Source organism: Sorangiineae bacterium MSr11954 (assembly GCA_037157815.1).
GTDB classification, from domain to species: domain Bacteria; phylum Myxococcota_A; class Polyangia; order Polyangiales; family Polyangiaceae; genus Pendulispora; species Pendulispora albinea.
The window spans coordinates 11,079,249-11,104,899 of record CP089984.1 but is presented as its reverse complement, the minus strand read 5'-3'; the positions used below and the strand labels follow the sequence as shown (position 1 = coordinate 11,104,899).

Sequence of the window (25,651 nt, the reverse complement as noted above, 5' to 3'; positions counted from 1 at the left end):
GTCAGCCCACCGAGGGACGGAGCCGATAGACGATTGCGACCACCACCACCACCCAGAGTACCAAATTAAGGACGAACGGGACGTCGCGCAGCATTTCCTGGGTGGGGCTCTCGCTTCGCTGACCGCGGCCAGCGCGACCGGAGACCAGGAAAAGAAAGCGGAAAATGCCGAAGACCGTAAAGGGGGCGGTCATCCAGAGGGACGTGGTGTTGAAGAACGCACAGGTGACCGGGTCGATCGTATAGGCGATGTAGGTCACCACGGTGGCGCCGCCCGTGATGGCCATGAGAATATTGAGGGCCATCGGGGAATAGGCCTTGAGGGACGCGCGCTGCTTGCTCGCGTTTTCGTTCGACAGCTCCTGACGCCGCTTGCCGAAGCCGAGAAACAGCGCGAGCAGCGCTGTGCAGGCGAGCATGTAATTGCTCACCTGCGTATCCGTCGCGAACCCTCCGGCCAGAACCCGCAGCACGAACCCGAAGGCGATGAACGCCACGTCGAGCACCGCGATGGTCTTCAACTTGAAGGTGTAGGCGATATTTTGACAAAGGTAGATGACGGCGCAGATGAAGAATTTCCAATGGAGCAGGAAGCCCACGCCGAGGGAGAGCACCACGAGGAGAACGGCCATCAGCCACGCCAGAGCCTCGGGAACCTCTCCGGCGGCGATGGGGCGATGGCGCTTGACGGGGTGCACGCGGTCGGCTTCGACGTCCGCCAGGTCGTTGATGGTGTAGACGGCGCCGGCCAAGAGGCAGAAAACGCCCGTCGCCGCCAACGCCCGGCCGGTGACCAACAAGTTGAGGGCGGGGCCGGCGGGGGTAGAGACAAAGACGTCTTTGTGGAAAAACATGGGCGCCATCACGAACAGGTTTTTTACCCATTGATGAGGGCGAACGGTCTTGATCAGGCCGGCCAACATTGGATCGCTCTTTAGTACTGGCGTCCTTTCGATAGTACAACGGCTGTTCAACTCGGAGTTCTCGTGACTGCCCCTACTCAAACCGCCAAGCGCCGCGTACATGCCCAGGTTCATGTGCTACCCGCGGTCGTTCTGCGCGTCCTTTTCGGCATTGGCGTGCTCGCCACCACGTTCCTCGTACCGAGCGGTGCTGCGGCGGACACGAGCGATCGCTTCGCCAACCTGACCCGCCTCCGGCAAGACATCGTCTCGGCGCGCGGACCGCACGCGTACGTGGCCCTTCGCCGTCTCTGGCAAGAGTGGAACGCGGGCGATCCCGCCGAAATCGAAGAGGTGCTGCGCAGCGTGGCGCAAGACACCGCCGTGGCGCCGCCGACGCGGGCGTACGCGGGGCTCCTCGAGGCTTACGCGCGAAGGCGGCGCGGGGATCTGGACGGGTCGCGCGCGCGCATCGCCAAGCTGGGGTACGTCGCGCATTTTCTGGTGGCAGGCGCGTTCGATAACGAGGGCAAAGCAGGGCTCGAGCGCAACTTCGGACCGGAGCCGAAAGGCGAAGGCGGCGATGAGACCCCTTCGCTGGCGAAAAGCTACGAGGGGAAGGAGCGGGCCGTGCGCTGGCGCGTCTCCCCCGCCACGGCGCCGTACGGCTGGCTCGACTTCGGTGGCCTCATCGAGCCGACCCAGAACGTCTGCGCGTATGCCTTCACCTACGCGCGCGACGAGAAGCTGGCGTCGGGCGCTTCGCGGCCCATCTCGATCTGGGCGGGGAGCGCGGGCGCGATGCGCGTGTGGTGGAACGGCGAAGAGGTGCTTCGCGACGAGAAGTACCGGTCCATCGACTCGGATCGATGGGCGACCAATGTCACGTTGAAGAGCGGCTACAACCGGCTCCTCGTGAAGGTTTGCGGCGGTGAAGATGCGCCGATGTTGACCGTGCGGCTCGCGGGGGAGCGCGGTGAGCCCGATGCGGGGATCGTGACGGACGCGGATCCGGGACACGCCAATGAGGCCGCCGCCTCCCCTGCCCTCCCCCGGGGCGGGAGGGCGCGTGAAGGTGCGGCGCCGTCTTCGGGTCTGCCTGCGCGGGCATCGAAGGTGGAGGGTGCGCTGCAGGCGTTCGAGCGGCTCGCCAAGGGCAACGATCCGGCGGCGCTCGAGGGGTTCGCGCGGTATTTGCAGCTCACGCAGTCGGACGATCCGGCGGAGCGAAGGGCGCGCGATCTGGCGCGCAAGGCGGCGGAGAAGGCGCCGACCATTCGCCGGCTCTTGCTGGCGGGCGATCTGGCCGAGAACCGGAACCAGCGGGCGATCTGGATCGAGAAGGCCGAGGCGCTGGCCAAGCGCGGCGGCAGCCCCGCGGAGCACATCGACGTGCTCTTGGCGCGCGCGCGGCATGCCCGGGCCGGCTCCAACTGGCGCGACTCGGTTCCGTATTTCGATCGCGCGCTGGCCATCGATCCGGACCAGGTGGAGGCGGTGCTCGGCCGCTACGAGCTCTACGCCGAGGCCAACCTGCGCGATACGGCGCTGGCCTTCATCCAGCGGGCCCTCGCGCGGCAGCCGAAGAGCGTGGCCATCGTGCAAGCTGCGGTGGGCGCCCTGCGGCAGATGGAGCGCACCACGGAGGCGGCCGACCTGGAAGAGCGCTACGCGCAGCTTCGCTTCGACGACATCACCTTCGTGCGCGGGCACATCGATCTGGCCATCGCGCAGCGCGATACGAAGGGCGCGGAGCGCTGGATCGATCGGCTCCTCGCGCTCAGCCCCGACAGCGCGCCGCTGCTCGCGTCGGCCGCCCAGAGCTATCTGCTCATGGGCAACCGCACGCGGGCCATCGCGCTCTACAAGAAGGCGCTCGACCTCTCGCCCGAGAACACCGATACCTTGCGGGCGCTGGCCGAGGCGCAGGGGCTGGCGGGCCACCCCGAGGAGCAGCAAAAGCTCTTGCGGCAAGTGCTGCTCCTGAAGCCGCAGTCGAAAGAGGTGCGCGAATACCTGGCGCACCTCGAGCCGGCGAAGCCGCGGCCCGACGAGGGGTACGCGCGGCCGTCCTCGGAGTTTCTGGCGGGGCGCAACGCGGCCTCGCGCGGGGAGAACCGGCGCACGTTGGTCGATTTGCAGGTGACCACCGTGTTCCCCAACGGACTTGCGAGCCGCTTTCACCAGATCGTGTACCAGCCGCTGACCGACCGCGCCGCCACCGACGCGCGCGAATATGGATTCAGCTTCGAGGCGGACAGCGAAGAGGTGCAGCTGCGCGGCGCGCACGTCTACCACGCCAATGGCCAGGTCGAAGACGCCACCGAGAGCGGCGAAGGCCCGGTGAACAACCCGTCGATCAGCATGTACACCAGCGCGCGCGCCTTCTACGTGCGCTTCCCGCGGCTCGCACCCGGCGACGTGGTGGAGCTGCAGTACCGGGTGGAGGACGTGGCCGCCCGCAACGCATACGCCGACTACTTCGGCGAGGTGCGCTACATGCAGGCGGGCGAGAACATCGGGCACGCGGAGTACGTGCTCATCACGCCCACCTCGCGCACATTCTATTTCAACAAGCCCAATGTGCCGGGCATCCAGTCGACGACCAAGGTGGCGGGCGACCAGCGCATCTATCAGTTCGTCGCCAAGAACGTCCCGGCCATCGATCCGGAGCCGCTGCAGCCGCCCTACTCCGAGCTGCTGGGCCACGTGCACGTCTCGACCTACAAGAGCTGGGACGACATGGGCCGTTGGTACTGGGGGTTGGTCAAAGACCAATTCGTGGCCGACGAAGAGGTGCGCCGCCGGGTGGCGGACGTCACCCGCGGGCTGAAGACGGACCGCGAGAAGGTGCGCGCCGTGTACGATTTCGTGGTGCAGAAGACGCGCTATGTGGCGCTGGAGTTCGGCATTCACGGCTACAAGCCGTACCGGTGCGCGCAGATCTTCGCGCGCGGCTTCGGCGACTGCAAAGACAAGGCGACCTTGATCGTCACCATGCTGAAGGAGCTCGGCATCCCCTCCACCATCGTGGTGGTGCGCTCGGGCATGCGCGGCGGGTTCGAGACCTACCCGGCCAGCCTGGCGCCCTTCGATCACGCCATCGCCTATGTCCCCTCGCTCGATTTGTACCTCGACGGCACGGCGGAATACACCGGCTCGATGGAGCTGCCGTCGATGGATCGAGGGTCGCTGGCCATCCAGATCAACGAGGGCAAGCCGAAGCTGGTCCAGCTGCCCGATCCGCCGGCGAACGAGAGCGTGGGGCGGCGCGTGCTGGAGGCTACGGTCAACCCCGACGGCACGGCGCAGATCGACTGGCGCGCCGAGGTGACGGGGGTGTCGGCCGCGATGTGGCGGCAGCGCTACTTGGCGGAGGCGACGCGCAAGCAGCGGGTGCAGGAGGATCTGTCGGGCGAGTTCGCCGGGATCGAGCTGGGGTCGCTGGAGGCCGCGAACTTCGAGGACATCGAGGCCAAGGTGTGGATCCACGCCAAGGCGAAGGTGCCGCAGTTCGCGCGCAAGGAAGGCGATCGGCTCAGCATCCCGGTGGGGCCGAGCGATCATGCGGTGCGCGACTACGCGTCGCTGTCGCAGCGGCGGCTCGACGTGCGCTTGCGGGCGCAGTCGACGGATGAATCGGATTGGACCGTTCGCATTCCGGCGGGCGCCAAAATCATCAGCGCGCCGACCAAGGCCGAGGGCTCGAGCCCGTTCGGCAGCTTCCGCGTCGAGGCCGACGTGACGGCGGCATCGGCGCACGTACGAACCGTGGTCACCTTGACCAAGACGCGCATCCGGGCGAGCGAGTACCCGGCGTTCCGGGCTTTCTGCGAATCGATCGATCGTGCGTTGGGTCAACGTCTCGTCTTGGGCGTGAAATGAAGAAATCGTCTTTCTCGAAGGCATCGATGCGTCTGGGTGTGATTTCGGCGTTGGCCCTGGCCAGCGCCGTGGGTTGTGGCAGCGCGACGCCGCAGGTCGCGAGCCCCTCGTCGCTCGCGAGCGCCCGCGATCAAGGGCGCGCGTCCGGCGACGCCGAGACCGTGGGCCGCTGGGCGCTGCTCGAAATGGTGGCACCCGGCGGCGACGCGGGCCAAGCCAAGAACGCGGCCGGGCGCCTGCGCCAGATGAAGCACGAGGGGCTGTACGGCAGCCTGGCGCTCGGGGTCTACGACGAGATGCACGGCGATCCGCGCTCGGCGGCCGACAACTACGCGGCGACCCTGGTCGCGGCGCGGCAGAGCGACGATCCCGACGGGCGGCTCGTGGCTTGGTTCGCCACGAACCGGCTTCGCGCCCAGCGCGGCTCGGTGGCCGAGCTCTATACGCGCCACAAAAAGACGTTGGAGGATCTGCTCGCGCGACCGGGCAAGCTGGGTTGGCGCGCGGTGGCCGAGCTCTCCGACTGGTCCAACGCCGAGGCGTTCGACAAGGCGGCGGTCATCGACGACGCCTACGACGCGCAGTACACCGCACGCGCGGGCTGCGGCCGCAAGATCCGGCTCGCGGGCCCGTTCGGGCGCGGCACGTCGGTGGATCGAAGGCGCACCTTTGCCGCCGAGGAGCCGCGTCCGTGGCCTCCGTCGTGGGAGCCCGATCCGTTCCGCGGCACGCGTCCCCATGTCTTGAAGGTCGAGCAGCACCGGTGCCTGGCCGGCTCGCCCGAACAAGCCGGCAAAGGCGTGTACTACGCCGAGGCGTTCTTCTCGACGGACACCGAGCGCGATCTGATCCTGGCGGTGGCGGGCGCCATCAAGGTGTGGATCGACGACGTGCCGATCCTCGAGCGAGATCTGCGCGAGTGGGGCGTGTGGCAGCGCTTTGGAGCGGCGGCGCGCGTGGGGCCGGGCCGGCATCGCGTGCTGGCGCGCCTCCTGAACGACTCGACGTCGTTTCGTTTCTTGCAGCCCGATGGAAAGCCGGCGGGCATCGTCACCGACGTGGACGGCTCGCGCCCCTACGGTCTCTCCAAGGCGACCCCCCTCCCCAACGTCAACCCGCTCGACCCGATGGTGCAGGCGCGAAAGGCCAGCTCGCCGCTGCAAGCGTACCTGGCCGCGAGCCTCGCCAGCATCGACGGCCTCGACGACGTGGCGAGCGCGCTGGTCGAGCCATACGTGGAGCCGGCCGACGCGGGCGCCGTCGCGCTCCAAGCCGCCGCCGGGTTTGCGCACGGCGATCCCATTTACCCCGAGGAGACGCGCCGCCAGAACGAGCGCCGCTTCCGCACGCGCGCGGTGGAGCGCGATCCGTCGCTCTGGTACTCGCGCGCCTGGCTGGCGCTCGATCTCGGCGAGCAGAAGGGCCTGGTCGAGGGCGTGGAGCCGCTGCGCAAGCTGGCCGACGAGTTCCGCGGCGAGCCGGAGATCCTGGAGGGGCTCGGGCGGGTCTATGGGCGCCTCGGTTGGCGCGCGGAGCGGATGCGCGCGTTCGCCGATTTGAGCCAGCGCTTTCCGGACGACGCCGACGCGCTCCGCGCTTACCTCGACGCGCTCGAGGAGGACGGCCCGCTGGAGAAGGCCGATTCGATCGCGGAGCGGGTGAAGAAGCTCGACCCCGAGACGGAGGTGGAGCTGGACCGGGCCCTCGCGCGCCACGACTGGAAGGCGGCGGTCGACGAGCTGCGAAGGCTCGCCAAGCGCCGCCCCGATCGCAAAGAGATCGCCAGCCGCATCGCCGACGTTCTGGCGCGCGCGGGCAATCCGGCGGCCGCCGCCGCGGAGCTGGACAAAGCGCTCGCCAAAAATCCGCAGGACGCCACGGCCCGGTTCCGCCTGGCCGATCGCGCCTTCTCGAAGGGCGATCGCGGTGCGCTGCGGCGCGCGCTGGCGGAGTCGATTCAAGCCGGCGCCAACATCGCGGAGCTGCGCGATGCCATCACGGTGGTGGAGGGCGCCACCAACCTCGAGCCGTATCGGATCGACGGGCGCGCCGTCATCCGCGACTTCGAGCGGTGGGAGAAGAGCGGCAAGAAGATGGCCGGCAACGCCGCGCGCGTGCTCGACTACTCGGCGCTGTGGGTGCACCCCGATGGCTCGAGCGAGATGCTCGAGCACGAGATTCAGCGGATGCAGTCGCAGGAGGCCGTGGGCAAAGAGTCGGAGCAACAGCCGCCGCAAGGGTTGGTGCTGCGCCTGCGGGTGATCAAGCCCGATGGCACCGTGCTGGAGCCGGAGCCGGTGGAGGGAAAGCCGACGTTGACGTTGCCGCACCTGGAGATCGGCGACTACGTCGAGCTGGAGCACGTCACCTCGTTCCGGGGCGACGGCGAAAAGGGCAAGACCTACAAGGGCCCGCATTGGTTCTTCCGCGAGGCCGACAAGGGCTACTGGCGCAGCGAGTTCGTGACCTTGACCCCCAAGGATCGCCCGCTCGACATCGAGACGCGCGGCAATGTGGGGCAGCCAAAGGTGAAGACCTTGGGGACCTTCGTGGAGCGCAGGTGGCGGGTGGACGAGAGCCCGCCGGCGCCCGAGGAGCCGGACGCCGTTCCGCCCACCGAGTTTTTGCCCAGCGTTCGCATTGGCTGGGGGCAGTCGCTGCAGGAGTCGCTGGCCCGCCTGGTGGACTTCGCGTCGGATGAGACGCCGCTCGATCCGCGCCTCGGCAAGATGGCGCGCGAGATCGTAAAAGGGGTGCCGGAGAAGAGCACCTCGGCGCGCGCCGAGCGCCTCTACCACCACGTGCTCACCACCGTGGAGGAGGGGAACGAAAACGACGGGCGCCGCGCGCTCACCGGCCGGAGCGGATCGCTCCAGTCGGCCTTCGGGCACCTGCTTCGCCAGCTGAACATCCCGCTGGAGCTCGCGGTGGTGAAGAACCGCCTGGCCCCGCCGCCGCTCGGAAAGATGAGCGAGGCCGAGGTGTTCGACTCGGTGGTGCTGCGCATCCCCACGGAGAGCGGCGTCCGCTGGCTCACGGTGCGCGACAAGTTCGCGCCGTTTGGGTACTTGGCCGCGGGGTTGCGCGGTCAGCCCGCGTACCGCTTGATCCCGGGAACACCGCTCGACAAGACGGCGACCGGGGGCGATCTCGACGGGGTCAGCTTCGAGGGGCGCGCGCTCTTGCGCGAGGATGGCTCGGCGACCTTGGAGCTCGCGCAGAGCTTTCGCGGCAAGGTGGGCGCGTCGCTGCGCGCGGTGTTCGATCGCATCGCGGCGGGGCAGGTGCGCGACTTCGTGGAGACGCGGCTGGTGGGCCGCAACTTCCCGGGGGCGCGCGTGCGCGACGTGTCGGTGGAGGGGAAGCAAACGTTGGATGCGCCGCTGGTCGTGCGGGTCCACGCCGAGGTGCCGCAGCTGGCGCGGGCGGTCTCGGGCGGCCTGTCGCTCAAGCAGCTGTTCCCCATGCGGCTCGCGCAGCTGGCGGCGCTCTCGGAGCGGCAGACGCCGCAGCTGATCAGCGGCTCGTCGCACGTGGACGTGAAGTTCGAGGTGGTGGTGCCCGAGACCATGCGCATGCCCTCGAGCCTCCCGGTCGGCGAGGTGCGCGACGGCGAGCGGATCGTGCGCGTGGGCGACACCGTGCGCGGTCATGCGCTGTACCTCGATCGCGTGGTGGACATCCCGGCGGGGCGCGTGCAGCCTGGCGACGAGTACACGCGCTTCCAGCGCTTCTCCCAGGAGGCCGATCAGCTCGTGGAGCGCGAAATCATGCTGGGACGGTGAGCGCCATGGGCTCGTCGGCGCGATCGAGCCGGAGCGGGAGCATCCGGCGCTTTCCTTGGGAGTCCCTCGACGGCACGAGCCGGCGCGCGCTCGACGCGATGCGCGGGCTCCGCCGGTTGCTCGGGCCCGATGGCACGCTCGAGAAGATGGAGCGCGCGCTGCGGGAGATCCTCGACGCGCGCGTCGATGTGCGCTTGCACAACGTGCGCGACGGAGCCCGCGCCGTCCGCAGCGAGCCGAGCGCCGTCACCGTGGTGCTCGAGGACGAGACGGGCGCCGTGCGCGCGTGGCTCGAGGTCGAGGGCGCGCTGGCCACCCAGTGCGCGGCGCGCGCGATCCGGCGGCCCCTGGTGCGCACGGCGTCGCTCGATCCATTTGCCCCGCCGCCCGAGACCGTCTACGGCGCCTTCGCGGCCGTGGTGGTGACCACCTTGCGGCGCGGCGCGGGCGAGCACCCGCTTCGCATCCGCAAGACCGACGCGCGCGTCGCCGTGCCGCAGGCCGAGGTGCTCCCCGACGCGGTGACCGCGACCTTCACCGTCGTCCTGGAGGACGAGGTGTTTCTCGCGCGCGTCGCCTTCGACCTCCGCGATCCGATGCTCGCCCCGCGCGGCGAGCCGGCGTGGAATCGGGCCGAGCTCACCGCCCTCGGCGACATCCCGCTGGCGATGCCCATCCTCGCCTCGATCTCCATCGCCACCGTCTCCGAGGTGTCGGCGCTCACCCCGGGCGCGGCGTGGATCCCGGGTCGCTTTTTGGTCACGCGAACCGGGGCGCACCTCACGGGGCCCGTGGTCCTGTGCGCGCCGGGTTCGGACCGGGGCCTTTCGGCGACGCTCGGCGAAGATGGCACCCTCGTGGTAGGTGGCTCGGTGGAGGATCTCTCGATGGCCCGCGAAGAGAATATTTTGGTCGAGAACGCCGGCGACATCCCGGTGGTGGTGCGCGTGGAGGTCGGCTCCGCCGAGATGCGCGCGCGCGACTGGGCGAGCGTTCGCGCCGGCGATGTCATCACCTTGGGCCGCCCGGTTGGCTCCTCGGTGCTCCTGCGGGTGGGCGGACAAGAGGTGGCGCGCGGTGAGCTGGTGGACATCGAGGGGGAGCTCGGCGTGCGCATCCTCGAGGAAAAAGGCTGATGGGGCTTACCCGAATCGCCGCGCGCCCCGCGTCGTTCGCCGCGCTCGCCTCCTCTCTGCTGCTCCTGCTGCTCGCCTGCGACAAATCGCCCGCCACGACGAGCGGACCAACTCCGAGCGCGACCGGGTCGACGGCCTCCGCCCCTGACGCTTCGACATCCGCCGGCTCCGCCACGGCGAAGGATCCGGCGGCCGAGGCAAAGCCCGTCCACCTGGCCGGCACCTACAAAACGGCGCGCGGAACCATGTACGTTCCGGAGGGCCCCGAGTATGCCGGCACCAAGTGGCGGGGCGATGAGTCCGCGGAGGGCCTGGGCGAAGGGCCGATGGAGTTGACCATCGATCCGCGAACGGGACGGGTGGATGGCCGGCTCGAGGGGCCGCTGGGGGCGACGGTCGTCTACGGTTCGTTTCGCGAAGATGCGCTGTCCGCCACAATCGTGCGCAAGGACGTTGGCGATCGCGGATTTAGCGGCACACTGTTTGGCAAAGGATCCATGAGCGCGCTCGAGGGGACCATGAAGCTCTCGCTCCCCGACGCCCACGTCATTCGGGAGGGGCACTTCACCTTGAAGCGGAAAGACTGAGGAGCGATGTTTCCCCGAGTCCAGTACCTCGAGTGGGCCGTGCAGCACTTGGGGCGCAAGCCCTTCGATCTCGCCATCAGCGGCATGACGGTGTTCCCCCTCTCCGAGCTCGGACCCCCGCCCGATCTGGACGATACACGCGCATGGCCTTTGCTTCGCGCCGCCATCGCGCGCTACAACGCGCGGCCACCCGGCGAAGCCGTCCCGTCGCTCGGCACGGCGCACGCACTCTGGCTCGCCCACGCGACCCTTTTGACCCCGGGCGACGAGATCCTCGTCGAGTCACCGGCCTACGAGACGCTCCTCGCCATCGCCGCCGGCGTGGGTGCGCGCGTCATCCGCTTTTCACGCCCCGAGGGCCGCGACTACGCCCTCGATCCGGACGTCGTGGCGGCGAAGCTCACGGATCGCACGCGCCTGGTGGTCATCACCAACCTGCACAACCCGACCGGCACCCGCGCCAGCGATGACGCTCTGCGCGAGGTGGCGCGCCTCATCGGGCTGCGCGGCGGCCATCTGCTGGTCGACGAGGTTTATGCGCCCTTCGACGATTTCGCCGACAAGGACGGCGTATGGTCCGGGAGCGCGCGTCACCTGGCGGACAACATCGTCACGGCGGCGAGCCTGACGAAGTGCTATGGCTTGGGGCCCCATCGCTTTGGATGGTTGCTGGGCCCCGCCGACGTGATCGCGCGCGCCGAGACCACCTTGCTCGCCAGCGTGGGAGCCCTCCCGGTCTCGCATGCGCAGCTGTTCATCCATGCCCTAGGCCATGTTCAGGAGCTCGCGGCGCGTTCGAAACGGTTGCTCGCGGACAAGCGGGCGCGCACCTCGGCATGGCTGGCGGAGAAGCAACCGCGCTTTGCGTGGAGCGGGCCGCAATCCGGGCTCTTCGGTTTAGCCAGCCTCCCGGGGGCGGGGGACCTGCGCCCGGCGCTGGAGCGGGGCGCCGACGAGCACGGTGCGTTGGTGGTACCGGGGTCCTTTTTTGAAGTGCCCAACGGATTTCGACTTTCATGGTCCCTCGACGATCCACGCCTGGATGAAGCGCTCGACCGTCTCGGTCGCATTCTCCGTGCGCTCTGACTAGACTTCACGGCCAGCTTCTTGCTGCGCAACCACCCGCAGCTGGCCGAGGTCCCTATGTGGCAAACGTTCCCGCTATTCGGTAGCACCCTTCTTCTGTGCGTCATGGTCGTCGCCAGCTACACGTTCGGTGTCGCGGTGGCGGCCGGCGCCACCGGTCGCCCGCGAACCTTGCAAGCTGCACGCTTCGGTGCGTACGGCACGGTGGTCCTCATCGCATCGTGCGTGCTCTGCCTCGCGTACGCCTTTTTGAGCCACGACTTCCGACTGCGCTATGTCGCGCACTACTCGGATCGATCGATGCCTATCGGCTTCCTCCTCACGGCGCTGTGGGGAGGACAGGACGGCTCGCTCTTATGGTGGCTCTTTCTCCTCTCGATCTACATCGGCGTGTGCATCTTCTCGCTGGGTAAAAAGCACCTGGCGCTGCAGCCGTACATCATCGCGACGATGATGGGGGTCGTCCTCTTCTTCTGCGTGCTCATGGCCTTCGCGGCCAACCCCTTCTCGACCGGCATCGGGGGCGCGCGCGGAGACGGGGAGGGACTGAACCCGCTCCTGCAGAACTTCTACATGATCATCCACCCGCCCAGCCTCTACGTGGGCTTCGTCGGGTGCACCATCCCCTTCGCCTTCGCGGTCGCGGCCTTGGTCACCGGCCGGCTCGACACCGAGTGGATCGTCGCGGCGCGCAAGTTCACCCTCTTCTCCTGGTTGTTCCTCGGCATCGGCAACACGCTCGGCATGCTCTGGGCGTACGAGGAGCTCGGGTGGGGCGGCTACTGGGCGTGGGACCCGGTGGAGAACGCGGCGTTTCTGCCGTTCCTCACCTCCAGCGCCTTCGTGCACTCGGTGATGATCCAAGAGCGCCGCGGGATGCTCAAGCTGTGGAACGTCTCCTTGGTGAGCCTCACGTTCTTCATGACCATCTTCGGCACCTTCCTCACCCGCTCCGGTGCCATCGCCAGCGTCCACTCCTTCGCGCAGTCGTCGATCGGCACGTACTTCGTTTACTTCCTGGTGCTGGTGGTGGCGGTGGTCCTCACCCTCATCCTCTACCGCTGGCCGGAGCTCCGCAGCCTCCCGCCCACGCCGCGCCTGCGCAAGGCGGCGCTCATCACCGGGTGGGCCATGCTCGGCATCGCGGCCCCCGGCGCCTGGGCGCTCTCGCACTTCCTCCCCTGGCCGGTGCTGACCATCCCGCTTTTGCTCGGCGGCGTGGTGTACACCGGGGTGGAGATCGTCTTCCGCCGCATGACCATGGGGCTCGACACCGAGTCCGAGCGCCCCGAGATCGAGTCGATCTTCTCGCGCGAGTTCACCTTCGTCATGAACAACTGGGCGCTGCTCGGGTTCATGGTGTTCGTGCTGGTGGCCACCACCTTCCCGATGATCAGCGAGGCCTTCTGGAACGAGAAGGTCACCGTCGGTCCTCCTTATTACAACGCGTGGGTGCAGCCCATCGGGCTCGTCATCTTCTTCCTGATGGGCGCCGGATCGCTCTTCGGCTGGAAGAAGACCAGCAACGACGCGCTCAAGAAGAACTTCATGGCGCCCACCATCGCCTTCGTGGTGGCGATCGCGCTCCACTTCGCGATCGGCGCGAGGCTCGGCTTCCCCGCCATCGTGTTCAGCGATCCCATTTACCCCGGCACCTTGGGCCAGGTGCTGCGCGCCTTCAACGCCGTGACCCCGGTGCTGGGCTTCTCGCTCTGCGTCTTCAACGCGGCGGTCATCGTGCAGGAGTTCGTGCTCCTCTTCCGCGCGCGCAAGAAGAGCCGCGCCAGCGAGGGCACCCCGGCGTGGCTCTGGTACGCGGGGTTCTTCCCCGGCTTCCTCTACACGTTGATGACATTGCCGGCGTCGGCGCGGAGGCGCTACGGCGGATACGTGGTGCACTTCGGGATCACGCTCATGGTGCTCGGCTTCACCGGGCACTCGTGGAACGTGGATCGCGAAGCGTCGATGAGCCCCGGGCAGGTCTACCAGCTCGACGACTATTCGCTCGAGTACATGGGCCCGCGCATGGACGTCGACAACGTCAAGCGCATGGTGTTCGCCGACTTCCGGGTGACCAAGGGCGGGAAGCTCGTGGGCTACGTGAACCCGGCGAAGTTCATCTACAAGAAGATGCCCGAGTCGCCCACCACCGAGGTGGCGATGCTGCACTCGCTGCGCGACGACCTCTATGTGGTGGTCGGCGCCATCAACCCGCAGACGAAGCTCGCGAGCTTGCAGTTCCACATCAACCCGCTGGTGAGCTGGATCTGGATCGGGTGCATGGTGCTCATCTTCGGGAGCATCGTGTGCATGTGGCCCGAGCTGGCGGCCGAGGAGTCGCGGGTCTGGGCCGTCGCCCGCGGCGTGGCCGGAGCCACCGGGAGCATCACGCTCGGCATCATCCTGGCGGTGCTCCCCGCGACCGCTCACGCACAAACGCAGACGCGCGGCGGGGGCGGCGCATCGAGCTTGCACGCAGGGACGGTGCACATCGAGAACCCGCGCGAGCGCGAGGTCTTCAGCGCGGTGCGCTGCATGTGCGGCGGGTGCGCGCGCGATCTGCTCTCGACCTGCGCGTGCGGCAACGCCGAGGACGCGCGCGAAGCGATCCGCGCAAAGCTCGCGGCGGGCGAGACGAAGGATCAAATCGTGCTCGCCTACTCGAAGGAGTACGGCCTGGATTCGCTGGCGGTCCCGCCGAACAGCGGCGCGCTCCGAGCCATTTACGTGGTACCGCTGGTCGCCATCACGGCGGGCGGCATCGGGGTGTTCGCGCTGTTCCGCCGCTGGAGGTCGAACGCCGTGGGGGTTCCGGACGCGGGGAGCGCAAAGCTCGCGGCGCGTCCTTTGGATGGAGCGAAGCGCGACGAGTACGACGCTCGCTTGGATGAGGAGCTTCGCAAACTCGATGACTGAAAAATCGATTCAGGCCGCCGCCCCCAAGCCGGCCGCCGCACTCGAGCCGGCCGCCCCGGCCAAAGGTAGAGCGCCTGCCGAGGCAGGGGCCGACGAGGCCGAACGACGCCTCGGGCGCGCCATCGCCTTCGGGTTGCCGCTCGCGACCCTCGGTGCGGCCATCGTGGTGGGGGTGGTGGTCAGCGTGGGGCCGGCGTTTCTGGTGCTGGCCGGGGGCGCGTTGGTAGGAACGGTGGCCTTGTTGTGGGCGAGCTTGCGGACCTTGGGGGGCGATGCTCCCCTTCCCCAGGATCTCGAGCTGATTTCGCGCTCGGATCGCTTCAGCGAGGCGGAGGAGCGCAAACGGGCGGTGCTGCGTGCGCTGAAGGATTTGGAGCATGAGCGCGCCATCGGGAAGATCGACGACGAGGATTACGAGTCGATCGCCGCGCACTACCGCGATCAGGCGAAGGCGATTTTGCGCGAGCTGGACGCCGAGGTCGCGCCGTATCGGGCGAAGGCGGAGGACCTGGTGCGCAAGCACTTGGCGAAGAGGGGGCTCGAGTCGGCGGCTGCGAGCGCGGCGGGGCAGGAGGCGGAGCCCGAGGCGGAGTCGCTTCGGGAAGCCGAGGCGCTTCGCGAACCCGAGGCGCTTCGGGAGTCCGACTCGGGCGCAGAGGCGCCGGTGCGCATTGCGTGTTCGAAGTGTGCGACGTCGAACGAGCCGGATGCTTCCTTTTGCAAAAAGTGCGGAAATGCGCTCCAAGAGGCGGCCCATGCCGAAGTTTGAACCGAGTCCGCGAGGTAGACGACGACCGCGAGGTCGGAGTGAACGTCGTGCGGCGCGCTGGATGGGCGTCGTTTTGCTCACGTGCGGCGCGATTGCACCCGCGATGGCCCAGAAGCCGCCGGCGCCCGCGGCGTCCTCGCTCATTCCCCGATCGACCGACGCCGGCGCCGATGCGCGCGCGCCTTTGGATGCGGGACGACGCAGCGGCGATGCAGGCGATCACCCGGGGCCGGTGACGGGCAACGAGCCGCTTCCCCCCGGGCACCCCAACATGGGCGCCGACGACGGGTCCGACGCAGACGATCCCCACGGGGCCGGCGACCCGCACCAAGGCGGCGACCCGCACCAAGGCGGCGACCCGCACCAAGGCGGGGCCGGCATGTTCCGCGCGCCGCAAGACCATGTCGAAGAAGACGCGGCGCTCCCCGCAGGGTCCATCGCCATCGACATCCGCGACGCCGAGGACAAGCCGCTCTCGAACGTCGATGTCACGCTCGGCATCATCCAGCAATCGATCGCCAAGGGTGAGAACCGCAAGCACGTGAACCAGCGCACGAACGACGCAGGCGCCGTGCGCTTCGATGGCCTGGAGACGGGGACCGGCTTCGCCTACCGCGTGAGCGTACCGAAGGATGGCGCGAGCTTCGCCGCCACGCCCTTTCAGCTTCCGCAGATGCGGGGCATGAAGGTGAAGCTCCACGTCTTCCCGGTCACCAGCGACATCGAGCAAGCGCTGGTGGTCATGCAGGGAACCGTTTACGTCGAGTTGAAGGACGATCGCATTCAGTTCGAAGAAGCGATCAACGTCTACAACTTCGGAAAGTCGGCGTGGGTTCCCCAAGACTTGGTGATGACCCTCCCGCCCGAGTTCACCGCGCTCAACGGTGAGCAGAGCATGAGCGACCAAGGCGTCGACGCCGTGGAGAAGCGCGGCGTGCGCATGCGGGGCACGTTCGGTCCGGGGCAGCACTCCGTGGTCTTCCGCTGGCAGCTGCCGTATGCGGGTGAGTCGTCCACCGAGTTTCGCATCGGCCTTCCGCCGCATATCGCGGCGGCGCGCGTCATGGCAGCAGCGTCGCAAGACATGCAGGTCAGGGTCGATGGCTTCCCCGCGGCCGCGTTGAACAACGAGATGCAGGGCGGCCGCATCCTCGAGACGCAAAAGGAGCTCCAGCGCGGCGATCCACCGCTGCGCGAGCTGGCCGTCTCGCTGCGCGACATCCCCACGCCGGGTCCTGCGCGCTTCTTTGCCACCGGCCTCGCAGCGCTGGGCGTCATCCTCGGCCTGGCCTACGCGTACCAAGCGCGCGGCTCGCGCAAGGTGATCCCCAAGAGCGAGGCCAAACGCACACGCCAGCAGCTCCTCTTCGATCTCGAGGAGCTCGAACGCGCCCACCGCGCGGGCGACGTCGGCCCAAAGACGTACGAACGCACCCGGCGCGAGCTCGTCGACGCCATCGCGCGCACCTTGGCGTCCTGAGGTTCGCGGGCCGCGCGCGCGAGGCACCGTGCGATCGGGCCGAAACTTCCGCTCGTCTCTTTCTTTGATCAGATCCCCAACGCGGGGTGTCTGAGACAACATGTTTCGAGCAGTTCGGGGCCCGGCCACGGCCGCGGTCGTCGTTTTCATCGCGGCATCCTTCGGCGCGCGGTCGACGGCCGCCGCCGCGGAGGGCCCCACGCCGTGGTGGATCGATCCCTCGTCCTGCTCGGAGTGGAGCACCGCGCTGGCGCGCCAGATCACCTTGGCGTGCGACGCCGCTGCGCGCTCGTGCCAGATGAGCGCGGAAAAGATCGCCACCGCGAACGCCCGCCAGATCACGCTTCGCTGCGGGGGCGGCGATCACTGGACCCTCGAAGCGCACGACGGCACCGGCGCCAGCCTGTGGCATATCGAGGTGCGCGGCGAATTCGACGAACGGGTGCGCGCCGCCGCGCTCTGGGTCGTCCGATCCGACGCCGCCATGGCGGAGTCGCCGTACGACGCATTGCCCGCGAACACCCGGATCGTCACGCCTTCGTCCGCCGCACCCCGGACGTCCAGGGACCCATCGAGACAGCACGAAATCGCGCCGCGAACGACGAGCGAAGACGAGCCGGACACGAAGACCGGATTCGCGCTGGCCGCCAGGAGCCTCTTCGATCCGAGCTTCGCATACGCCGCCTACGGCCTCGGCGCACGCATCGTCGATGCGGGTGAGTTCTTCGGCTTGATCCCGCGCCCGCTCCGGTTGTACCTCGCGCTGGCCGGGGAGTACGGCTGGACGCACGTCCTCGAGGACGCCAAACGGATCCGCGTGCACATCGGCCCCGGCATCGCCTGGACCATTCCACGAACGCACGACATTCTCGCCCTGTCGCTCGAGGCTGGCCTCGGCGTGCAGCGAAAGACGGTCGCCATCGACGCGGGCTCCGTCTCCGAATACCGCCCCCTCGCCTACGGGCAGCTCGGGGTCACCGCCTACGCCCCGCTTCGAGGCTCGCTTCGGCCCTTTGCCTCCGCGGCGCTCGGCATCATGGATCCCGGTCTCAACCTCGACGCCAGCAACGCTCACTTCACCGTGGAAATCGGCGCAGCGTGGAGCGCCTGGTGATGCGCTCCACCGCCGCCCGCGACCTCCTCGCGAGCATGATCGCGGCCGTGACCTTCTTTGCGCCGCTCACGCCCGCCCACTGCCAAACCGCACAGGCGCCCACGCCCTGGTGGGTCGACCCGGCATCACCTTGCTGCTCACGTTCTTCTACCGGCACATGCCGGAGATCATCGAGCGCGGGTACCTCTACATCCGGAGTGGAGCATCGCGCCATGGCCCCTGGCTCCAATGCGGTCACGACGGTTGGCGTCTATGTCGCCGAGGTTGGTCTCGCCTGGAACGCCTGGTAAACGGGGCTGCGCACAATGTAGTATGCGGGCCCGTCACTTTTTTTGATCATGGCGCGGCGTTGTGGTGTCGAAGAAGGGCATGGTTCGAGCGGTTCGGCGCGGGCACATGGCCGCGTCTGCCACATTTCTCATGCTTTTCGCCGTGTCGCCGGGTGCGGCGGCAGGAACGGCGCGGCCCACGTCATGGTGGGTCGACTCCGCGTCGTGTGAGAATTGGAGCACCGCGCTCGCCCGAGCGATCACGCTTGCGTGCGATGCGGCCGGGCATACGTGCGAAGTCAGCGCACAACGAATCGCCACGGCCGACGCGCGCCAATTGACATTGCATTGCAGCGGCACCGACCACTGGACCCTCGAGGCGCACGATGGCGTGGGGACGGGGCTCTGGCACATCGAGGTTCAGGGCGACACGGATGAACGTCTGCGCGCCGCCGCGCTCTGGGTCGCGCGATCCGACGTGGCCATGGCCGATTCGGCGTATGACGCCATTCCGGCGAATGCCAAGTTGGTCACGCCCTCGAACGAAAATCGGGATACGGCGCCGAACAAGGATATGGCGCCCGGTCCGAACGTCGGCGGCATCTCGCTCGCAGGGCAGATCCTCTTCCTCCCCAAGGGTCCGTACTCGGCGCCTTCGTTTCTCATGTATGGCGGGGCGCTGCGCATCATGGATTCGGGCAATACGTTTTCGTGGCTGCTCCCGCGCGTCGTGCGGTTGTTCCTCGCCTTCTCCGGCGAATACGGCGGACCCGATAGCGTGTCCGTCGGCGGTTATGAAAACGATTCGAACTTCATCCGCTTCCGGCTCGGCCCGGGGGTCGCGTGGACCGTCCCAGGAACACGAAATGCCGTTTCGTTATGGCTCGAGGGAGGCGTGGGCTATGCGCGGCGCGATTGGGTTTACTCGACCGCCCCCGCCTCGACTCCAGGTGGAACGCCGTCCTCGTCGCCAAGCTCGGATTCCCAGCACCGCGCCCTCGCCTATGGACAGCTCGGCACGACGGTACAGATCCCGCTGGAGGGCAATATCCATCCGCTGGCGTCCATTGGAATCGGTGTAACGGGCCCTAATTCGTATACCGGAGTCGTCTACGGCACCCTAGCCATTGGTTGCGCATGGAACGCCTGGTAAACCTCACCATCACGATGGCGGCGGAAGGCGGAGAGCGCAACGAAGCAGAGCTCTTTGCTCCGCCCATGCCATGGCCCGATCTGGTCGCGATGGTGCGGCGGCAGATGCGGAGCTTGGTGGGGCCGACGCGGGATCTCGAGGACCTCACCCAGTCCGCGCTCGAACGCATCGTTCGCGCCCTCGACCGCTTCGAAGGGCGCGCCGAGTTTTCGACCTACACCTATCGCGTGTGCGCACGGCAGGCGATGAACCATTGGCGCTGGTCGCGTCGATGGCTCAAGTGGTTCACCCTCGGTGAATCGAACGACGAGCCCGAGGACGAGCCGCACAAAACGGCGCTCGCCATGACCTTGGAGCGCGAGCGCGCGCGCAGCCTCCACCGTGCCCTCGACCGCCTCAGCGCACCCAAGCGCGCGGCCATCGTCCTCTGCGATCTGGAGGAGCTGCCGGTCGCGCGGGTGGCCGAGATCCTCGAGTGCCCCGAGCCCACCGTGCGCTCGCGTTTGCGCCACGCGCGGCTCGAGCTGACCGCCCTCTTGGCGAAGGACCCATGTTTTCGGAGCGAGTCGTCCTCGCCCGGACAAGGTGAACGTTCCGAAGCGAGCGATCCGGGAGGTGGGGCATGAGCGACCTTTGCCCGCAGCACTTCGACGCCAACCACGTGGCGAGCGCCCTCCGCGGGGAGCTCGATGCACCGGATTTCCACGAGCACCTGAAGACGTGCACGAGCTGCCAGGAGACCGCCCAGGTGATCCAATCCGCGCAACGAGCATGGCGCTCTGCAGCGCTCGAAGACGACGAACGCGCGCGCGCCGCCAGCGAGCAACGACTCGTGCGCGCATGGGCGCGGCCTCGCCCGACCTTCGGCTGGCGAAGTGCGCTGGTGGGTGCCGCCATCGCCTCGCTCCTGGTCCTGCGTTTCGGGCCGCGCTGGCCCGACGCGGCCCCCACGGGCGCGCTCCCCTCCGCCTCGGTGCTGCCGTCCGCCCTCGCGCCGTCCGCCGTAGCCTCGATCGCGCCGGTGGCGCCCTCGGCGCCGTCGGCCTCGACGAGCCGCTACCGGCACTCGGTCCTGGTCATGCGCGATTGCCCGGCGTGCACGCGCTCCGGCGTACCGGGCAACAGCGCCCTCGACGCGGCGGTCGACGTCCCACGCGGCGCGTCGCTCATGTTGAGCTGGGCCATGCCCGACGACGCCACCGACGTCGCCTCGTCCATGGAGGTAACCGGCCCGGCGCGCGTCGTCGGCCTGGCGGGCGAAAAGGCCGATACGCAAGCCGTCCGCATCGAACGAGGCCACGCGCAGATGCGCACATCGGGTGAGGCCGAGGTGCAGAGCCCGCACGCCAAAATGCGCGCGGTGCCGGAAATCGCGTCGACCTGGCACTTCGATGTGACCGCGGGCCGCACGAGCATCGTCGTCGAATCGGGCCTGGTGGCCGTCCAATCGAACGAGCGAAACGCTCCGTTGGTGCGCCTGCAAGCCGGCCAAACGGCGGAAATTCGCAGCGGCGGCGAGATCGTCATCCCTCCCGTTCCAAGCGCATCGCCTTCGTCACCTTCCGGGCCCTCGTCGGCATCGCCCAGCACGTCGAAGTCCGCCTCCGCGACCAACCCCTCGATGCCGGCGAGCGCCGCCATCGGACCCGCCGCACCGAGCAACGCACCCTCCACGACCCCCGCACCTTCCGCCTCCGCCGAGGAAGGCTCGAACGACGCAGCCGTCTGGCAAGCGGTGCAATCGGCGCTGCACGCAGGCGATCGCTCCGGCGCGGAGACCAAAGCGCGCGCGCTCATGCTCTCCGCCCGCTCGCCAGCATACCGCGACAAGGCCACATTCACGGTGGGCGAGCTGGAGCTGGCCCGCGGCGACGTCGCCACCGCCCAAGGTCGCCTCTCGTCGTTGGTCACCACCGCGCGCGATCCCGCGCTGACCTCCGACGCCATGTTCCTGCTCGCGCGCAGCTATCCCTCGCCGAAGGATCGCGCCAATGCGTGGGCGCGCTTCCTCACCACGTCGCCCGCCTCGCCGTACCGTGAGCAAGCTTTGCTCGAACAAGGCCGCGCCCTCGCCGACGCCGGCGACATGGATGGCGCGCGCCGCATCGTCGTCGCCTTGAAACAAAGCGGCCGACTTCCCGAGGTCATCGCGCGCGGCGTCACCGCCCTCGAAGCGCGCACGAATCGTTAGCCTTCCACGTTCTCGAAACACACCGTCGCCGCGACATGCAACGTGTCGCTCTTGGCATTCGCTTCCTTGTCTTCTCGCGCTTCCTTGTCTTCTCGCGCTTCCTTGCTCTTCTCGCGCTTCCTTGTCTTATCTGCTTCCGAATGCTCTACGTCACCCCCCTGCCCTTCCACGTGAGCCAATCGCCCGGGCGCACGATCTCCACCGGCATGTTCCGGCGCCGCGCCGCTTGAAGAAGCGCGCCCTCCGGATCGGGTAGCTCGCTGTACCCATCGGCGCCCACCACGCCATAGTGAATGGGCACGATCAAACGCGCGCCGAGGACGACGGCCGCGGCCACCGCCTGCTCGGGGGTCATGACGGCAGACACCTCGCTCACCGGCTTTCGCCACGCGAAGCGCGCGCCGTTGATGGGCAAGAACGCCGCGTCGAACGGACCAAACTGACGGCCGATGTGCCACCAGGACCCGTGCCACAACGTATCGCCGCAGTGAATGATGCGCCGCCCTCCACCGCGCACCACCCAGGATACTTGCGGATCGCCGTAGCCATCGACGGCAGGAACGGCGGTTGCCGTGAAATCGTCGTCGAGCAACACCGGCTCGTAGAGTGGCGCCACCCGCGTCTTGAACCCCACGGAGGCCGCGAACGCCGCCACCTCCGGCGCACAGACGAGCCGCCCATTTTCACCGAGGATCTTGCGCGCGGCCGCCACGTCGAAGTGATCCGGGTGGCGATGCGTCACCAGCACGAACCGCGAGCTCGTGCTCACGTCGAACGGGACCATCGGATCCTTCAACGCCGGACCCCACACGTCCGGCGTGATGAGCGGATCGAGGAACAACGTGGTGGCCTCGAGCTGAAGACGAACCCCCGCCCACGTGAGCCGCTGCGCACGAAGCGCGGGCCCCTGTTCCGTAGTCGCCGGAGCCGCAGCAGCAGCCGCTCGCACCGACGGGATCGCGCAGCCCCCCAGAGCCGCGGCCACACCCGTGAGCAAATTCCGGCGCCCCAGAGCCCCGCGCAGCATCGATTTTCGCCCCTCGCTCATCGCGACCGACCACCCCCCGACGCAGCGGGTGTCGCCTCCCCAGACGAAAGCGGATTGACCCCAAAGAGCCGAACCCCGTCTCCGTCCGCGGCTGATGGCAACTTCCCGGCGCGAAATGCAGGTATGTCCCCGCGCCATGGGTGCGCTCACCCTCGATGAGCTCCCCGTGCACCACGAAGACCTCCTCACCGTGTTCGTGCTCGTCCACGTGCGGCCACGTGCTCCCGGGCGCCATGTCGACGACCCACGCGCGCAGCCCCTCCACGCTCGGCAGATCGCGCCGCAGGCAACCCGGTCCAACCTCGATCGCCGAAACGTCGTCGACGTTCACCGGCCGATACGGAATGTGCGATGTCATTCCGCCAGTGGTAGCGACCCCACCGAACGCAACAACCGACCCGCCCAATCCGTCGAAGCCGACACATGATCGATTTCGGTCGCCGGCGATCTGGTCACGAACGTCCAACCCCCGACGTGCAGCGACCCCATCCTGCCGTGCGAGCCCATGTGGACAACATGCCGACAAATGCGGGGAGAGCGCAGGGGATAAACCTGCGGATAAGTCTCAGCCTTACACTCATCCCCAGCCGTCCCCGTTTTCCACACGGAGCCGTCCACAGCCCTTGGAGCACTCAAGCTACGGAAATTACGTCAAAAATTTGACTATCCACGCTTCTCACAGCCCCTATCGACACCACTAGAGATCTCATCTAATGGGTAAGACGGAAGAACCCTGGCGGAGCGAATGGAACTCACGGTAGCCAAAAAGGACCTGTTGAAGCTCGTTACCCGGATGCAGGGGGTCGCGGAGCGTAAGAGCACGATGCCTGTGCTCTCAAATGTACTCCTCGCGGTGGAAGGGCCAAATTCTTTGCGATTGGCCGCCACAGACCTCTACCTAGCCATCGCGGGCAAAGTCTCCGCGGAGGTGGCAAAGGGGGGCAGCGTGGCGGTGCCCGCGAAGGACCTCCTCGAGCGCGTGAAGATGATGCCCGACGGACCCATCCGCATCGCGTCCGAGGACAACGCCACCACCACCTTGAAGGCCACGGGGAGCGCCCGCCGGTACACGTTGCGGGGCATGCCGGGGGAAGACTTCCCTCCCCTCCCCGTCCCCGCCGAGGGAGCGCCCACGTTGGCCATCGAGGTCGACGTCCTGCGCGAGCTGATTCAGAAGACGTATTTTTCCATCTCCACCGACGAAACGCGCGCGCACCTCAACTCGGCCCTGTTCGAGTGGGATGGCGATGTCGTGCGCATGGTGACCACCGATGGCCACCGGCTCTCGAAGATGGAGGTCAAGGTCGCGGGGCGCCAGGCCTCGGCCACCATGTTGATCCCGCTCAAGGCCATCCTCGAGCTGCGCCGCCTCTGTGACGAGATCGTCCCCGAGCAAGGCAAGGACGGCAAGGCGCAGATTCAGATCACCCAGAGCGGCTCCAGCGCCTTCTTCCAGGGTGGCGGCAGTACCTTCAGCGTCAAGCTGGTGGACGCGCAGTTCCCGCCGTACTCGCAGGTCATCCCGCAGAACTCGGACAAGGCGGTTCGCGTTCCCCGCGGACAGTTCGCCGATGCCCTCCGCGCCGTGAGCATCGCGGCCAGCGAGCGCACCGGTGGGGTCAAGCTGGGCATCTCCGGCAAGATCATGCGCATCACCAGCGAGTCGCCCGAGAGCGGCGATGGCTTCGACGAGGTGCCGGTGGATTACACCGGTGCGGACATCACCATCGGCTTCAACGCCAAGTACTTCCTGGACGTCCTCGGCGCTTTGCAGGAGGACGAGATCGTTCTCGGGCTCAGCGGCGAGCTGGATCCCGCCGTCGTGCGCCCGGCCAGCGACCGGAATTTCTTGGCGGTCGTCATGCCGATGCGCATTTGAGACGCGCTCCGGCAACCGCGAACGCAAAGGCAGCAAAAGTAGCTCGAGCAGCTACCGCGCAGTAAAGCGTTCGGAACGTGCACCCGCTCCGAATCGAAGAAATCTCCGTTCGGCACTTTCGGAACCTGACCAAGGTCGATCTCCAGCCGAGCCCGCGCTTCAACGTCGTCTACGGCGACAATGGGCAAGGCAAGACGAACCTGCTCGAGGCCATCTACCTGGCCGCCACCTCGCGCAGCTTTCGCACCGCCAAGCCCGGGGACTCGGTGGAGCACGGCGCCGAGATCGCGAGCGTGCGAACCGTGCTCGCCGAGGCCGACGAGCGGCGGGAGCAGTCGGTCGGGCTACGCGCCGGGCAGCGACTGCTCAAAATCGACGGCAAGCGCCCCGCCACCGCCGCCGATTACGCGGTTCGGACCCCCGCCGTGCTCTTTCACCCCGGCGATCTTTCGCTCTCGATGGGCGGAGGTGTGGAGCGCCGCCGCCTGCTCGATCGGGTGGCGCTGTACCTGGCGCCGGGATCCCTGGCCGAGACTTTGGCCTACACCCGCGCGGTTCGTGAGCGGCAGCGGGCGCTCGAGACCCGCGGGGTCGAGGCGCGCGATCTGGAGCAGTGGGAGGAGCTCATCGTGCGCCACGGCTTGTCCGTGATGGCGGCGCGCCATGCGGCGTCGTTGGACCTGGCCGCGTCGATGTCGGTGGCGTTTGGGCGCATCGCTGCACCGGACCTGGTGCTCACCGTGGCGTACGAGCCCTCGGCCCCCAACGACGCCGAGAGCTACCGGCGCGAGCTGGTTCGAACCCGCCGGGTGGACGTCAAACGCCGCGGTGCGAGCATCGGCCCCCACCGGGACGATCTCGTGCTTCGCCTGCAAGGGCACCGCATGCGCATGGTGGCATCGCAAGGGCAGCATCGCGCCGTCGTGCTGGCGCTCAAGGCGGCGGAGATGGACGTGATTGGCGCCGCGCGATCCGTCCGACCGATTCTCTTGTTGGACGACGTATCGAGCGAGCTCGATCGCCAGCGCACCGTTTCGCTCTTTGCGTTCTTGCGGGAGCAGCAGGGTCAAGTGTTCCTCACCACCACGCGCCCCGAGCTCATCGAAATGGACGAACTGCCCGATCCGAGCTCGGTGGGACGGGTCGATTTCGCCGTTTCACGAGGCGTTATTTCGCCCTCGGATCCGGGTGCTGGCAATTTGGTATAAGTATCGGGAATGATTAGGTAAATATCGGCGCCATTTGGTGGAAAAAAATGGGGTTGCAGGGTATACTCCTGACCTCCATCGAGGCCCGTGCACCGCGTGGGCTTCCCGGCAGCCAGCTGCCGACTTTCACCATTGAGCCATTCCCCACCTCCGAGCCGCGAGCGAGCGGATCGTCGGTCCGCCCAAACACCATTCAAGATGATCGAAACGCCCCCTGAAACCCCGCAGACGGTCTCGTCGGGAC

General features: G+C 67.9%; 16 protein-coding genes and 1 pseudogene. 14 read left to right on the top strand and 3 right to left on the bottom strand.

The window, feature by feature from the left end; translation table 11 throughout:
• Position 1 precedes the first annotated feature (1 nt).
• Entirely contained in the window at positions 2-1,036 is a 1,035-nt protein-coding gene (locus LZC94_43525) for a decaprenyl-phosphate phosphoribosyltransferase (GenBank protein ID WXB14682.1), read from the bottom strand.
• On the opposite strand from LZC94_43525, the gene LZC94_43520 reads away from it, so the two are divergent.
• The 12 genes from LZC94_43520 (at position 986) to LZC94_43465 (ending at position 21,272) form a co-directional block, all read left to right on the top strand.
• On the top strand, positions 986-4,786 hold the full coding sequence (locus LZC94_43520) for a DUF3857 domain-containing protein (GenBank protein WXB14681.1): 3,801 nt from the start codon (positions 986-988) through the stop codon (positions 4,784-4,786). The genes LZC94_43525 and LZC94_43520 overlap by 51 nt on opposite strands.
• On the top strand, positions 4,783-8,571 hold the full coding sequence (locus tag LZC94_43515) for a tetratricopeptide repeat protein (GenBank protein ID WXB14680.1): 3,789 nt from the start codon (positions 4,783-4,785) through the stop codon (positions 8,569-8,571). Before LZC94_43520 ends, LZC94_43515 begins: the two co-directional genes overlap by 4 nt.
• A 5-nt stretch (positions 8,572-8,576) precedes the next feature.
• Positions 8,577-9,707 carry a FliM/FliN family flagellar motor switch protein gene (locus LZC94_43510; GenBank protein WXB14679.1) on the top strand — a complete coding sequence of 377 codons (1,131 nt, stop codon included), beginning with the start codon at positions 8,577-8,579 and terminating at the stop codon, positions 9,705-9,707.
• Positions 9,707-10,294: a hypothetical protein gene (locus LZC94_43505; GenBank protein ID WXB14678.1), complete on the top strand. Its 588-nt coding sequence runs from the start codon at positions 9,707-9,709 to the stop codon at positions 10,292-10,294. Before LZC94_43510 ends, LZC94_43505 begins: the two co-directional genes overlap by 1 nt.
• A 6-nt stretch (positions 10,295-10,300) precedes the next feature.
• Positions 10,301-11,380 (top strand): pyridoxal phosphate-dependent aminotransferase, encoded by a 1,080-nt coding sequence (locus tag LZC94_43500; GenBank protein ID WXB14677.1) that lies wholly within the window; start codon positions 10,301-10,303, stop codon positions 11,378-11,380.
• A gap of 57 nt (positions 11,381-11,437) precedes the next feature.
• Complete coding sequence (ccsA, locus tag LZC94_43495) at positions 11,438-14,296, top strand: cytochrome c biogenesis protein CcsA (GenBank protein ID WXB14676.1); 2,859 nt, start codon at positions 11,438-11,440, stop codon at positions 14,294-14,296.
• Positions 14,289-15,065: a zinc ribbon domain-containing protein gene (locus LZC94_43490; GenBank protein ID WXB14675.1), complete on the top strand. Its 777-nt coding sequence runs from the start codon at positions 14,289-14,291 to the stop codon at positions 15,063-15,065. Before ccsA ends, LZC94_43490 begins: the two co-directional genes overlap by 8 nt.
• A 61-nt stretch (positions 15,066-15,126) precedes the next feature.
• Positions 15,127-16,545: a hypothetical protein gene (locus tag LZC94_43485; GenBank protein ID WXB14674.1), complete on the top strand. Its 1,419-nt coding sequence runs from the start codon at positions 15,127-15,129 to the stop codon at positions 16,543-16,545.
• Between the two features lie 100 nt (positions 16,546-16,645).
• On the top strand, positions 16,646-17,659 hold the full coding sequence (locus LZC94_43480) for a hypothetical protein (GenBank protein ID WXB14673.1): 1,014 nt from the start codon (positions 16,646-16,648) through the stop codon (positions 17,657-17,659).
• A 396-nt stretch (positions 17,660-18,055) separates the two neighbouring features.
• Positions 18,056-19,081, top strand: coding sequence for a hypothetical protein (locus tag LZC94_43475; protein WXB14672.1), 1,026 nt, complete (start codon positions 18,056-18,058; stop codon positions 19,079-19,081).
• Complete coding sequence (locus LZC94_43470; protein WXB14671.1) at positions 19,066-19,707, top strand: RNA polymerase sigma factor; 642 nt, start codon at positions 19,066-19,068, stop codon at positions 19,705-19,707. Before LZC94_43475 ends, LZC94_43470 begins: the two co-directional genes overlap by 16 nt.
• Positions 19,704-21,272 carry a tetratricopeptide repeat protein gene (locus tag LZC94_43465; protein WXB14670.1) on the top strand — a complete coding sequence of 523 codons (1,569 nt, stop codon included), beginning with the start codon at positions 19,704-19,706 and terminating at the stop codon, positions 21,270-21,272. The genes LZC94_43470 and LZC94_43465 overlap by 4 nt, the downstream gene beginning before the upstream one ends.
• Positions 21,273-21,417: 145 nt before the next feature.
• Here the strand turns inward: LZC94_43465 and LZC94_43460 are convergent, their stop codons facing one another.
• Together LZC94_43460 and LZC94_43455 are read right to left on the bottom strand one after the other, a co-directional pair.
• The gene (locus LZC94_43460) at positions 21,418-22,320 is read right to left on the bottom strand and encodes an MBL fold metallo-hydrolase (protein ID WXB14669.1); all 903 of its coding nucleotides are present in this window, start codon (positions 22,318-22,320) and stop codon (positions 21,418-21,420) included.
• A 133-nt stretch (positions 22,321-22,453) separates the two neighbouring features.
• Positions 22,454-22,555 (bottom strand): annotated as a pseudogene (locus LZC94_43455) (hypothetical protein).
• Positions 22,556-23,065: 510 nt separating this feature from the next.
• On the opposite strand from LZC94_43455, the gene dnaN reads away from it, so the two are divergent.
• Together dnaN and recF are read left to right on the top strand one after the other, a co-directional pair.
• Positions 23,066-24,199 (top strand): DNA polymerase III subunit beta, encoded by a 1,134-nt coding sequence (gene dnaN / locus LZC94_43450; GenBank protein ID WXB14668.1) that lies wholly within the window; start codon positions 23,066-23,068, stop codon positions 24,197-24,199.
• A gap of 77 nt (positions 24,200-24,276) precedes the next feature.
• Positions 24,277-25,407 carry a DNA replication and repair protein RecF gene (gene recF / locus LZC94_43445; protein ID WXB14667.1) on the top strand — a complete coding sequence of 377 codons (1,131 nt, stop codon included), beginning with the start codon at positions 24,277-24,279 and terminating at the stop codon, positions 25,405-25,407.
• Positions 25,408-25,651 lie beyond the last annotated feature (244 nt).

Excerpts from the sequence above, each read along its gene's own strand:
- LZC94_43465 (WXB14670.1), top strand. The coding sequence starts at position 19,704 with ATGAGCGACCTTTGCCCGCAGCACTTCGACGCCAACCACGTGGCGAGC.
- dnaN (WXB14668.1), top strand. The coding sequence starts at position 23,066 with ATGGAACTCACGGTAGCCAAAAAGGACCTGTTGAAGCTCGTTACCCGG.
- LZC94_43505 (WXB14678.1), top strand. The coding sequence starts at position 9,707 with ATGGGGCTTACCCGAATCGCCGCGCGCCCCGCGTCGTTCGCCGCGCTC.
- LZC94_43480 (WXB14673.1), top strand. The coding sequence starts at position 16,646 with ATGTTTCGAGCAGTTCGGGGCCCGGCCACGGCCGCGGTCGTCGTTTTC.
- LZC94_43470 (WXB14671.1), top strand. The coding sequence starts at position 19,066 with ATGGAACGCCTGGTAAACCTCACCATCACGATGGCGGCGGAAGGCGGA.
- LZC94_43500 (WXB14677.1), top strand. The coding sequence starts at position 10,301 with ATGTTTCCCCGAGTCCAGTACCTCGAGTGGGCCGTGCAGCACTTGGGG.
- LZC94_43525 (WXB14682.1), bottom strand. The coding sequence starts at position 1,036 with ATGAACCTGGGCATGTACGCGGCGCTTGGCGGTTTGAGTAGGGGCAGT.
- LZC94_43490 (WXB14675.1), top strand. The coding sequence starts at position 14,289 with ATGACTGAAAAATCGATTCAGGCCGCCGCCCCCAAGCCGGCCGCCGCA.
- LZC94_43475 (WXB14672.1), top strand. The coding sequence starts at position 18,056 with ATGGCCGCGTCTGCCACATTTCTCATGCTTTTCGCCGTGTCGCCGGGT.
- LZC94_43460 (WXB14669.1), bottom strand. The coding sequence starts at position 22,320 with ATGAGCGAGGGGCGAAAATCGATGCTGCGCGGGGCTCTGGGGCGCCGG.
- LZC94_43510 (WXB14679.1), top strand. The coding sequence starts at position 8,577 with ATGGGCTCGTCGGCGCGATCGAGCCGGAGCGGGAGCATCCGGCGCTTT.
- LZC94_43515 (WXB14680.1), top strand. The coding sequence starts at position 4,783 with ATGAAGAAATCGTCTTTCTCGAAGGCATCGATGCGTCTGGGTGTGATT.
- ccsA (WXB14676.1), top strand. The coding sequence starts at position 11,438 with ATGTGGCAAACGTTCCCGCTATTCGGTAGCACCCTTCTTCTGTGCGTC.
- LZC94_43485 (WXB14674.1), top strand. The coding sequence starts at position 15,127 with ATGGGCGTCGTTTTGCTCACGTGCGGCGCGATTGCACCCGCGATGGCC.